Origin of the sequence: Spirosoma radiotolerans, assembly GCF_000974425.1 — a bacterium.
Taxonomy (GTDB): domain Bacteria; phylum Bacteroidota; class Bacteroidia; order Cytophagales; family Spirosomataceae; genus Spirosoma; species Spirosoma radiotolerans.
Genome location: NZ_CP010429.1, coordinates 821,902 through 833,979 on the forward strand (window position 1 = coordinate 821,902; position 12,078 = coordinate 833,979).

Below are 12,078 nucleotides of genomic sequence, written 5' to 3' on the forward strand. Positions count from 1 at the left end.
CAACCGGGCGGGTTCTCCAAACGCTATTTCCTTCTTCTTTTTATCAAAACAAACAAATACAATCATGAACTCCTTTCTCTCTTTTCACTTTCTAAAGGGTATTACCCTGCTGCTGGCGAGCAGTTTAGTCGCCCTGACGGCCTGCCAAACAAAGTCTCCTGAGCCCGGCAACACTGCGAACACCAACACGGCTTCGATGGGTCAGGACGGTTACGTAGTTGGTAAAGTCACCGATTCCCAAGGCAAACCGCTACCCCGGGCGACGGTTTTCATTGACCATGCGGTGTTCAGTGGCGACGGCCCCGAGGTCAAGACCGCTGCCGATGGTACATATAGGGTGCAAATGACGGATATTGCCGGAGAGTGGATAGCCAAAAGCTATCTGCTCAAGCAATACAATGACCGGATCTATAAGCTCTGGCTCGACCCCGAAAATGATGCCCCCTTCACGGCCCACGAAAAACCCGTTCGCAATTTTCGATGGAAACTAACCGGCCACATGCCTGACCTGAGCTTAGATCTTTATTACGGTGGTACTCTTGAACTGTTCCGCGATCTGAACGCCAATGGCTTATACGATGAAGAAAACGTTGAACTGACGTTGACGCCGAGTGGGCCACTCATCGACGGTTCGACCGGCAAGGTGTTGACGCTTCAGGCGAAAAGAGGCACGTATGGCATTATCAAAGACATCCCTATTGGGCGGTATACGATTACCGCCGTATACAAGCCCACTGGCGAACCACTTCGGGTCTGTAACGCCTGGGACGGCGAGAATTTTGACTACCGTTCTTCAGTAACGTTAGACTTCGTGGGGAATGAATCGGCTACCCGGTTCAACCAGATGGGTCTAGGCTTCACCAACCGCTGATGGCTTGACAGCCCATCAGTTAGCCAACAAGCCTAATCGGCACAAACGTACCCAATCCCTTCAATTAGCTACCAGGCTAATTGGTGCACTGGCTGTTGGTAAACCCGTAAGAAGGGCAAACGGGCCTTTTATATGAGCGGTGATAAATCAAAATGGAGCTGGACACTAAGTTGCCTATAAGCACTTAACATAACCGCGCTCGGTTTACTAATTCATAACCAGCTTCTCAACATCCCTTTTGAATTTCTATCGTCGTTGTTCCTAACTTAGGAAATATATAGTGCAACCCAATAAAAAAGCCGCTTAACATTTCTGTTAAGCGGCTGATAGTCAAGTGGGCCAGGCAGGGCTCGAACCTGCGACTTACTGATTATGAGTCAGGCACTCTAACCAACTGAGTTACAAGCCCGCTGTTGATTGATTGCTCAAAGTCAACAGGCAAATTTACGAATTTTTTAACAGGATTGCAGGATTAGTCCGATTTTCAGTCGACAATCCTGCTAATCCTGCAATCCTGTCCGGTATCTTTGCTGAATGTCAGCGCCTAACAAGAAGAAAATTCTTAATGATCCCGTATACGGGTTTATTACCATTCCGACCGAATTACTTTTCGATTTAGTCGAGCACCCTTACTTCCAGCGACTTCGGCGTATCAAACAATTAGGCTTATCGGAATATGTTTATCCCGGCGCTTTACACACCCGTTTTCACCACGCCCTGGGGGCTATGCACCTGATGGGGCAGGCCATGAGTACGCTGCAAAGCAAAGGACATTCCATCAGCAGTGACGAGTGCGAAGCGGCTCAGATTGCCATTCTGCTCCATGATATTGGCCACGGGCCGTTTTCGCACGTGCTGGAGTGTTGCCTGCTGGAAGGAGTCTCGCATGAGCAGATTTCGCTGCTGCTCATGCATGAGCTGAATCGTCAGTTCAATGGTGCTTTATCGCTGGCTATCCGCATGTTCGACGGTACCTACGAGCGAACGTTTTTCCATCAGCTTATATCCAGTCAGCTGGATATGGACCGGATGGATTACCTCAACCGTGATGGGTATTATACGGGTGTAGCCGAGGGCGCTATTGGAGCCGAACGAATTATTAAAATGCTCGATTTGGTAGGTGATCAGTTAGTGGTTGAAGCGAAAGGGATTCTGAGTGTCGAAAATTTCCTGAATGCACGCCGGTTGATGTACTGGCAGGTGTATCTGCATAAAACGTCGATCTGTGCTGAGTCGATGCTTATTCAAGTGTTGCGCCGGGCACGGTTTCTCTTGCAGCAAGCTGGGACTGAGGCCGTTTTTGCTTCGGCTTCCTTCCGGTTGTTTCTACAAAGAAGTGTGACATTGACTGATTTTCAAACAAACCGGTCTTACCTCGACGCCTTCACCCGTCTGGATGATTTTGATGTGTGGGCCTGCATTAAAGAGTGGGCGCTGCACCCCGATTTTGTGCTCTCGACGCTTTGCCAGATGCTGCTCGACCGCAAGCTGTTCAAAATTATGTTGTCGACCGAACCGTTTGCGGGTGAGTTGCTGAATGAACTTGAAAATCAACTGCATCGGCTCGGTCTCCCTGCTGATATGCTCTCTTATTTCCTGGTGGAAGGACAGGCAACCAACGCAGCGTATCTCCCCTCGGAGGATCGGATTAGTATAAAGCTGAAGAATGGCAACGTCATCGATATTGCTGATGCATCGGATCTATCAAATATTCAGGTACTGACAAACATAGTTCGCCGATATTACGTCTGTTGGGCCAAAGACCTGAAGGCTGTTCCGCAATCGGTCAATTAATAAGTGATTAATGTTAGGGTCCATATCCGCTTAGGGCTCCAAATAAGCCACTGCTTTCTGAACATTTCCGGGTGGTTCTATCCAAAAAATGCAATTTGTTAGCTACCTTAGCGGCCCAATCGAACGCGAAAATCGAGTGTTTTGCGACGGTCGTTACACACATATGAAGTTTACAGTCAAGCAGATTGCTACACTGCTGGGGGGCGAAATTGCCGGAAATGATTCATTACCAATCACCGGATTAGCCAAAATAGAAGAAGGTAAGCCAGGCGATATTTCGTTTCTGTCGAACCTCAAGTATGAACCGTTTCTGTACACAACCCAGGCATCGGCAGTCATTGTTGACCAGTCTTTTCAGCCCAAAAAGCCGGTTTCATCTGCCCTGATTTTTGTAGAAAACGCCTACTCCGCTTTTACCCAACTGCTGGAAGAGTACTACAAGCAGTTGAGTTTCTCCCGCGTTGGTGTAGAACAGCCATCTTATGTCGGTGATGGAACGACGGTTGGCGAACGCATCTATCGGGGTGCCTTTTCGTACATCGGAACGAATTGTACTATCGGCGAGAATGTCAAAATCTATCCGCATGCCTATGTTGGCAACAACGTCCGCATCGGCGATAATTCGATCATTCATCCGGGTGCCCGTGTTCTGGACAATTGTATTATTGGGCAGCATTGTGTTGTTCATCCAAATGCCGTCATTGGCAGTGAGGGATTTGGCTTTGCGCCACAACCGGATGGAACCTACAAAACGATTCCACAACTGGGTAATGTTATTCTGGAGGACTTTGTGAACGTGGGCTCCGGCACAACCATCGACTGCGCCACCATGGGCTCCACGATCATTAGGAAGGGCGTTAAACTCGATAATCTGATTCAGATCGGGCATAACGTCGATATTGGTGAAAACACGGTCATTGCTGCACAAACAGGCATTTCTGGTTCGACCAAATTAGGTAAGAACTGTGTCATTGCCGGTCAGGTTGGTTTTTCGGGCCACCTGACAATTGCCAATGGGACCAAAGTCGGTGCCCAGTCGGGCGTCGGTAAAAATGTAGTTGAAGAAGGAACATCGCTTAATAGTTCGCCTGCTTTTGGCCTTAAAGAGAGCATGCGGTCACTGGCCATTTTCCGGAAGTTGCCAGCCCTGGAACAACGGCTGTCAAATCTGGAAAAGAAAAACGAAAACTAGTGTACGGTTTATGGTTCGTGCGGTTCCCCGCCGGGATTTACAGTTGGCTGACCGCACCGGCGAAGCTATGCACGCGGTCAGCCAACCGTAGACCACGAACCGTAAACGGTAAACCGACAACGAATGAATACCAAACAACAGACGATTCAGAAAGCCGTATCGGTATCGGGAGTGGGCCTGCATACAGGCGTCTCGGCAACGATGACATTTTTACCCGCGCCGACGAATCACGGCTATAAATTCCAGCGCATCGACCTGCCGGGGCAACCCATTGTGGATGCCGATGTTGATAATGTTGTGGATCTCTCGCGGGGCACGACAATTGAGCAGAGTGGCGCCCGCATTCATACCGTTGAGCACACACTAGCTGCCCTGGTTGGCCTCCAACTGGATAACGTTCTAATTCAACTGGACGGCCCCGAGCCACCCATTATGGATGGTTCGTCTATTCAGTTTATCGACGCCCTGCGGGATGCAGGCATCGAAGAACAGAACGCTACCCGCAATTATTTTGAGGTGAGTGAGTATGTTCACTACCGCAATGCCGAAAAGGATATCGAACTGGCAGCCTTGCCACTGGATGATTACCGGCTGACGGTTATGGTCGACTATAACTCGCGGGTAATCAGCAGCCAGCACGCTTACCTGAACGACATTAGCCAGTTTCCTGAGCAAATTGCCAATTGCCGTACCTTTGTCTTTTTGCACGAACTGGAGGCTTTGTATAAACAGAATCTCATAAAAGGGGGCGATCTTACCAATGCTATCGTGATTGTGGATCGGGAAGTAAAGGACGGTGAACTGGATTACCTGGCCGACCTGTTGCATAAGCCGAAGGTAAGCGTCAATAAGCAGGAAGGCATTCTGAATAATCTGGAGTTGCATTATCCCAACGAAATGGCGCGCCACAAACTGCTCGACATGGTGGGCGATCTGGCCCTGATTGGGCGGCCCATTAAGGCGCAGATTCTGGCTGCCCGTCCGGGGCATGCGGCTAACGTGGCGTTTGCCAAAAAGATCAAGAAACTGATTCAGAAAAACGCGGCTAACCAGGTTCCTAAATACGATTCGACGCAACCGCCCGTGCTGGACATTAACCGCATTTCGCAGTTGCTGCCCCATCGCTATCCATTTCAGATGATCGACAAAATCATCGCGCTGGACGAAAATAGCGTCGTCGGTATCAAAAACGTGACGATGAATGAGCCGTATTTTCCGGGTCACTTTCCGGGAAATCCGGTGATGCCGGGCGTTATGCAACTGGAAGCGATGGCGCAAACGGGTGGGATTCTGGTCTTAAGCACCGTACCCGACCCCGAAAATTACTGGCCCTTTTTAGTCGGTATTGAGAATTGCCGTTTCCGTCGCAACGTTTTACCGGGCGATACCGTCATTTTTCGATGTGAGTTCACATCACCCATGAAGCGCGGTATTGTGAAAATGCAGGGTCGTGGCTATGTAAGCAATCAACTGGTGTGCGAAGCCGACATGATCGCCAGTCTGGTTAAGAAAAAGTAGTGAGCCGGGCGGCCGGAGTAAAATGATGAAGGATGGATGATACGTGATGGTCGTTTTAATTGTCAGGCTATCAGTTGTTTATCTTTTATAATTCATCATTCATCATTCATCATTAAAGAAATGATTCAACCATTAGCTTACATTCACCCTGAAGCGAAAATAGCGCAGAACGTGGTGATCGAGCCATTTGCGATTATCCATAAAGACGTTGAGATTGCCGAAGGAACATGGATCGGTTCGCATGCGGTAATCAACGAAGGGGCTCGCATCGGCCGTAACTGTAAAATTTATCCGGGAGCGGTAATTTCATCCACTCCGCAGGATTTGAAGTTCAACAACGAATACACCCGGACCTACATTGGCGATAATACAACCATTCGTGAATACGCTACCATTAGCCGGGGAACGGAAGAGCACTGGAAAACGGAAATCGGTTCTGATTGTCTCGTGATGGCTTACGCCCATGTGGCGCACGATTGCCGGATTGGTAATCATTGCCTGATTATCAATAATGTGCAAATGGGCGGACACGTTCATATGGGCAATTGGGCCATCATTGGTGGTTCAAGTTCAGTGCACCAATGGGTGAAAATTGGCGCCCATGCCATGATTTCGGGCGGCTCGCTGGTGCGTAAAGATGTACCACCGTTTACAAAAGCGGCCCGCGAACCACTATCCTATACCGGTATCAATTCCATCGGCCTTCGCCGGCGGGGGTTCGAAAACGACAAGATCAACCAGATTCAGGAAATCTACCGGTACATCTACATGCGTGGGTTGAACAATGCCGATGCGCTGACGCAGATCGAGCTGGAGCTGCCCCCATCTGATGAGCGCGACGAAATTGTGAACTTCATCCGGTCATCGGAGCGGGGCATCATGAAGGGGCCGTCGAACAGCAGCGCAGAGCGCGAATAAACGCATGATGGCGCAAGGCTCTGGCCTTATTGCCGATTAGTACCTGGCCTCTGGCCGATAAAGTTATCCGTTCTACATGCCGGCCAGAGGCCGGAAAATACTCGGCACAAGGCCAGAGCCTTGCGCCATCCATTCCGGTACTCATACCAGAAACAATGCTGACAATCGCTACCGAGAAAATCGGTAAAAAGTACCGGAGGGAGTGGATCTTTCGCCACGTAGACCTGACGCTCAACGCCGGTACGAGCTACACGTTTGTTGGACCCAATGGGAGTGGAAAATCAACGCTGCTGCAATTACTGGCCGGAAATTTACCCCATACAGAAGGTAACCTGACGTATTCGCAGGATGCTACGCTCATTGATCCCGACAGTTGGTTTCGGCAGGTGAGCATTGCCGCTCCGTACCTCGAATTAGTGGAAGAGTTGACGCTGGATGAACTACTGACGTTTCACCAAACCTTCAAACCATTCCGGAACAACCTGACGACAGAAGCCGTTGCCGACCGACTGTTATTGACCCACGCGCGCCATAAGGAAATAAAGTATTTCTCGTCGGGTATGAAACAGCGGGTCAAACTCGGGCTGGCCTTCTTTTCCAACGCACCGGTCGTTATTCTGGACGAACCTACGGCCAACCTCGACCGGCAGGGAGCCGCCTGGTATCACGAGCAGGTGCGTCAACTTGGCCCGGATCAGCTTTTGCTGATTGGTTCTAACCAGCCCGAAGAATACGATTTCTGCCCCAATGTGCTGGATGTAATGCAGTGGAAGTGATGGTAGAATTGGATTACTTATCAGGGCCTTTGCTATTACCTGGCTGCATTCTCCGACAGTTCCTCCGCGTCCATGTAAACGGGTGAGTCGTATAGTTTGCGCATCAGAAAGCCATGTTCGATCAGAAATGTCAGATTGAATTTCCGTACCATACCGTGATTCGGTAAGATTGGACTCTCGACATGATCAATGACATAATTCGGGAAATAGCTGGAAACATCACTGGGTGAAATGCTGAACGGGGGAGTCGACAAGGACGGTTCATACTCGACCGTATTCAAAAACGTTAAGGCACCCACGGGCGTTAGTTTTTCGAGCGTTTGCAGGTAGCGCATCCGCATGGGTGTGGGTAAGGCCACCAGCGATGCCCGGTCATACACGACGTCCACAGGTCCAATGTCTTCAGTGGTCAGGCTAAAGAGGTCGCAGCAGAAAATGGTAATGTTGCCCGACATGAATTTATTGCCAATCCGCTGGTAGGGGAGTAGGTTATCGGAAAAGAACTGGAGCACAGCTTTCTCAACGATCTCGACCCCCACAACCCGCTGGGCGAAGTGGCTAAAGTAGATCATATCAACGCTTTTGCCACAGAGAGGAACGAAAACCGACTTGCCCTCCAGCGAAAAGGGTGGAAGGTGCTTGATCAGGTAAGGGTGGATGTCTTTGCGGTGAAAACTGGTGTAAGGGCCTTCTAATTCCCAAGAGTTAAGCCAGAATGCTTTTTCCATAACAAAATTTAAGAGTTTAGTGCGTTTTTGGTGCTACAAATCTCCGATGTTATGGAACCAGGTTTTAGAGCGGATGTACGGTTTAGCAAAAGCCGTACATTCCCGTACTGATTGCGCAGGGATAGCGGGAAACTACGCAGTTAGGGGCAATCTTCGTTATTATTTGTTCATCAGCTCTCCGCACGCAGTACATCCAGGGGTGGTCTGACCAGTACCTCCCGGCTATTGAAAACCCCAATAAGTACAGTCAAGGCTGTTACGGAGAGGGAGATAACGACCAAGGGCAAAACACCAGGCCGATAGGGGACCTCAAACACATAACGGGCTAACGCCCAGGTACCAACCACCGAGAGGAGAATACCCGAGAGAGCTGCCAATAAGCCCAATAATCCATACTCGAGCGCAGTGATGCGCAGAATCTGGGTGCGGCTGGCCCCCAGTGTTCGCAGGAGTACACTTTCGCGGAGCCTCTGGTACTTACTAATCACCACCGAACTGGCCAGCACCAGCAAACCCGTCAGTATGCTGAACAGGGCCATAAACTGGATAACAAACGAGATCTGACCCAGAATGTCGTCCACCGTTTTCAGGATCAACCCCAGGTCAATTGCCGATACGTTGGGGAATTGGCTGACGAGTGCCCGCTGAAGGAGCGCCGATGCCTGGTTATCGGGCACGCGGGTCATGAGCACGTGAAACTGGGGCGCCTGCTCCAAAACACCCGACGGAAATACGACTAGAAAGTTGGTTTGGACGCGGTTCCATTCGACCTCGCGGGTGCCGCCAACAATGGTTTGTATGGGTGCTCCCTGCACATTGAAATCAAGGGTGTCGCCCAGTTTGAGGTGCATTCGATCCAGAAAATCTTTCTCGATAGACACATAAATAGCGCCATCGGCCTGATAAGGAGCCTTCCCGGCGGTGAGCTTTTCTGACGAGATCAGCGTATCCCGATACGTAACCCGGTATTCGCGGGTAAATGCCCATTTGGGCGTTTTAGCGGCCGTGTCTTTCCGAACAGCACTGGTCGTTCCATTGATATCAGACAGGCGCATCGTTACCACGGGCACCTCCTGTAAAACGGGCAGGCGCTGCGTTTTCACCAGGGATCGAATACCCGCAATCTGCTCATTCTGAATATCGAACAACACCATGTTAGGCTGATTCCCACTGGCCGACAACTCCACCCGACCGAGCAAAAGGCCCTGGGTCAGGTAAAGCGTAGCAATCAAAAAAGCCCCCAGGCCAATGGACGTAACCAGGATAAGCGTCTGGTTATTGGGTCGGTATAAATTCGCCAGGCTCTGCCTCCATATGTAACTCCAGGAAGTCGGGAAGAACCGGCGAACGAGCCAGATCAGGCTCAGTCCCAGCGCTGTCAGGATGCCGAACGCCAGCGCCAGCCCACCCGTAAAGCCGAGGGCAAGCATGAAGTTATGGGTTTGCAAATAGGCGAAGCCAATGATAAAGCCAATCACCAGTAAATACACCAGCCATCGGAACGGGTCTCTATTGCTCAGGTCGGCTTCGTACGAACTACGCAGGGTGCGCAACGGAGAGACATTGCGAATTGCCAGCAACGGTAGCAAGGCAAACAAGATCGAGATGAGCACGCCCGTACCAATGCCACCGAGGATAGCCGGGCCCGACAGTGTCGTTTCGACCGTAATAGGCAGAAAATTGCCGAATACGCGGGGGAGAATCAGCTGAACTACTGACCCACCCAAGGCACCAATCACGGCACCGAGTAAGCCCATTAAGGCCGTTTGGATAAGGTAAATCAAAAAAGCCTGCCGCCCGCTGGCACCGAGCGTTCGCAGAATAGCCACAGACGTTACTTTTTCTTTTACGTAGAGTTGAACCGCACTGGCAACGCCCACGCAGCCCAACAGCAGGGCAACAAAGGCCACTAAACTCAGGTACTTGGTCAGGTCGGCGAAGGAGCGGCCGGTCTGTTTTTTACGTCCGTCCACCGTGTCGTAGCTAATGCCGTCCTTATCCAGGCGTGTGGAAATCGTTTTAACGTATTTCTCGACATCCGTGCCCGGCGCAAACTGGTAGTAATATTTATACGCCACCCGACTGCCGCGTTGGAGCAAGCCGGTTTGAGACAGAAACTGATTTGGAATAAAGACCGTTGGCGCAACGGTAGCCGCAATAGCCGCCTGACCCGGTGTTTTGGTGACCCGACCGGCAATCAGAAATGACAGGTTTCCAACCCGCACGGAATCGCCGGGGACCGCGCCTAACTGCACCAGTAGCGCGTCATCGACTAAGGCCACCCGAGTGGTTGCTTGCCGAAACGTTTGAATGGCCGATACCGGCTGAACCTCCCAGGTGCCATAAAACGGAAAGTTACCTTCCAATCCTTTGACTTGTGCCAGCCGAACGCCCCCGGTTTTAGGAATAGAGACAAGCGAGGCAAAGGAAACTTCGTAAGCCCGATCACGACCGATGGTCTTTACCAATTGAGCCGTTTTGGGCGATGGTGGCCGGTTCCAAGACAGCGTAAGGTCAGCACCCAGGAGCTCTTTGGCCTGTTCATCAATGCTGCGGGCCAGGTTGTCGCCAAACGAGTTTATGGCCACCAGCGCGGCAATACCCAGCACAATGGCCGACATAAAGAGAAGCAACCGTTGTCGGCTCCGGCGACTGTCGCGCCAGGCCATACGAAAGAGCCAGGAGGTGTGCATAAGTGTTGAATTAGTGAATAATTGAGTAGTTAGCGCATAACCTATTCAATCATTCATCCCTCAATTATTCTATCATTCACTAATTCATTCACAACCGCTCCGCCTTTGATCCGAATAACGCGTTGGGTTCGGGAGGCCAGTTCCATATCGTGCGTGACCAGAACAAGTGTGGTGCCGGCTTCGCGATTAAGCTCAAAGAGTAGATCGACTACCGTGGCACTGGTATCAGCGTCGAGATTACCGGTTGGTTCATCGGCAAAGAGGAGCTTTGGCCGGTTGGCAAACGCCCGTGCCAGCGAAACCCGCTGTTGTTCACCGCCGGAGAGCTGGGTAGGGTAGTGGTGCCCGCGCTGACCCAGGCCAACACGTTCCAGCAACGCCTGAGCTGCTTTACCGGCTCCTCTTTCGCCCCGCAGTTCGAGTGGTACCATCACATTTTCGAGGGCGGTGAGCGTAGGCAAAAGCTGGAAGTTCTGAAAAATAAAGCCAACGTATTGATTCCGGATGGCTGCGCGCTGATCTTCATTGAGTGTATCCAGGCGAACATCGTTCAGATAAACACTACCTGACGAAGCCCGGTCGAGTCCGGCACACAAACCCAGCAAGGTTGTTTTGCCACTACCCGATGGCCCTACGATGGAGAAGGTGTCTCCCGGTTCGAGCGTGAAGTTGACACTATGCAGAACCGTTAGCTCGCGGCCCCCACTGGAATAGGTTTTGGTTAGATTTTCGACGCGAAGAATGCTCATGGAAACAGGTTTTAACCGCAACAACGCAAAAGTAAAGGCGGGGTTCGCAATGGATTCTTAGCGTACTTTGCGAACCTCACCTTTATTTTTGCGTTTACCTGATTTAACCCTTGCAAAACCGATGAAGTTCTTTCCAATGAGTAAAACACCCTTTTCTGTGATAAGCGGGTTGTTGCTGGTCTTAACGGTCTGGGGATGTGGATCATCCGATACCAAAACGTCCCAAACAAGCAACGCTGCCAAACCCGCGGATACCAAACCAGCCAGTACGGCCAAAAACCAAACTATTTTGTTCTACGGCAATAGCCTGACGGCTGGTTATGGTGTTGAACCAACGCAGGCATTCCCTGCGCTGATTGGGCAAAAGATTGACTCCGCCGGACTAAATTATACCGTTGTCAACGCTGGCCTGAGTGGTGAAACGACCGCCGGTGGCAAAAGCCGGATTGGCTGGGTGCTGCGCCAACCCGTAGCGGTCTTTGTGCTGGAACTTGGCGGCAACGACGGGCTGCGGGGGCTTCCCTTAACGGCCACCCGTCAAAATCTGCAGGCCATTATGGATACTGTTCGGCAGAAAAGTCCGCAGGCTAAAATCGTATTGGCCGGGATGCAGATTCCCCCCAATATGGGGACTTCTTATGCGAAGGAATTTAGAGGGATGTTCAAAGAGTTAGCCGACAAGAATAAGGTTGTCTTGATACCCTTCCTGCTCGAAAACGTGGGCGGTATTCCTAAATTAAACCAACCCGATGGCATTCATCCAACACCCGCCGGGCATAAAATTGTGGCAAACACGGTTTGGAAAGTGCTGAAGCCGGTGTTATAACGCAGACGTTCTA

The 12,078-nt window shown here is 50.9% G+C and carries 10 protein-coding genes and 1 tRNA gene; 7 read left to right on the forward strand and 4 right to left on the reverse strand.

What is annotated here, in order from left to right; genetic code table 11:
- The first annotated feature begins 64 nt into the window (after window positions 1-64).
- Window positions 65-871 carry a carboxypeptidase-like regulatory domain-containing protein gene (locus tag SD10_RS03225; protein WP_046375659.1) on the forward strand — a complete coding sequence of 269 codons (807 nt, stop codon included), beginning with the start codon at window positions 65-67 and terminating at the stop codon, window positions 869-871.
- A gap of 335 nt (window positions 872-1,206) precedes the next feature.
- Here SD10_RS03225 and SD10_RS03230 read toward each other — a convergent pair.
- Window positions 1,207-1,280, reverse strand: a tRNA-Ile gene (locus SD10_RS03230).
- Window positions 1,281-1,405: 125 nt separating this feature from the next.
- Between SD10_RS03230 and SD10_RS03235 the strand changes: the two genes are divergently transcribed.
- The 5 genes from SD10_RS03235 (at window position 1,406) to SD10_RS03255 (ending at window position 7,069) form a co-directional block, all read left to right on the forward strand.
- Window positions 1,406-2,665 carry an HD domain-containing protein gene (locus SD10_RS03235; RefSeq protein ID WP_046375660.1) on the forward strand — a complete coding sequence of 420 codons (1,260 nt, stop codon included), beginning with the start codon at window positions 1,406-1,408 and terminating at the stop codon, window positions 2,663-2,665.
- Window positions 2,666-2,828: 163 nt separating this feature from the next.
- Window positions 2,829-3,857, forward strand: a complete 1,029-nt coding sequence (lpxD, locus tag SD10_RS03240; protein ID WP_046375661.1) for a UDP-3-O-(3-hydroxymyristoyl)glucosamine N-acyltransferase — start codon at window positions 2,829-2,831, stop codon at window positions 3,855-3,857.
- 123 nt (window positions 3,858-3,980) lie between these two features.
- The gene (locus tag SD10_RS03245) at window positions 3,981-5,375 is read left to right on the forward strand and encodes a bifunctional UDP-3-O-[3-hydroxymyristoyl] N-acetylglucosamine deacetylase/3-hydroxyacyl-ACP dehydratase (RefSeq protein WP_046375662.1); all 1,395 of its coding nucleotides are present in this window, start codon (window positions 3,981-3,983) and stop codon (window positions 5,373-5,375) included.
- Window positions 5,376-5,495: 120 nt separating this feature from the next.
- A complete protein-coding gene (lpxA, locus tag SD10_RS03250) occupies window positions 5,496-6,293 on the forward strand; it encodes an acyl-ACP--UDP-N-acetylglucosamine O-acyltransferase (protein WP_046375663.1) in 798 nt (265 codons plus the stop codon).
- Window positions 6,294-6,448: 155 nt separating this feature from the next.
- Window positions 6,449-7,069: an ABC transporter ATP-binding protein gene (locus SD10_RS03255; protein WP_046578993.1), complete on the forward strand. Its 621-nt coding sequence runs from the start codon at window positions 6,449-6,451 to the stop codon at window positions 7,067-7,069.
- 35 nt (window positions 7,070-7,104) lie between these two features.
- On the opposite strand, the gene SD10_RS03260 is transcribed toward SD10_RS03255, so the two are convergent.
- From SD10_RS03260 to SD10_RS03270, 3 genes are all read right to left on the reverse strand, one after another.
- Window positions 7,105-7,797, reverse strand: coding sequence for a class I SAM-dependent methyltransferase (locus SD10_RS03260; protein ID WP_046375664.1), 693 nt, complete (start codon window positions 7,795-7,797; stop codon window positions 7,105-7,107).
- A 170-nt stretch (window positions 7,798-7,967) separates the two neighbouring features.
- Complete coding sequence (locus tag SD10_RS03265; RefSeq protein ID WP_046578994.1) at window positions 7,968-10,466, reverse strand: ABC transporter permease; 2,499 nt, start codon at window positions 10,464-10,466, stop codon at window positions 7,968-7,970.
- Window positions 10,467-10,543: 77 nt separating this feature from the next.
- The gene (locus SD10_RS03270; protein WP_046375665.1) at window positions 10,544-11,239 is read right to left on the reverse strand and encodes an ABC transporter ATP-binding protein; all 696 of its coding nucleotides are present in this window, start codon (window positions 11,237-11,239) and stop codon (window positions 10,544-10,546) included.
- 121 nt (window positions 11,240-11,360) lie between these two features.
- Between SD10_RS03270 and SD10_RS03275 the strand changes: the two genes are divergently transcribed.
- The gene (locus tag SD10_RS03275; RefSeq protein WP_046375666.1) at window positions 11,361-12,065 is read left to right on the forward strand and encodes an arylesterase; all 705 of its coding nucleotides are present in this window, start codon (window positions 11,361-11,363) and stop codon (window positions 12,063-12,065) included.
- Window positions 12,066-12,078: the final 13 nt, after the last annotated feature.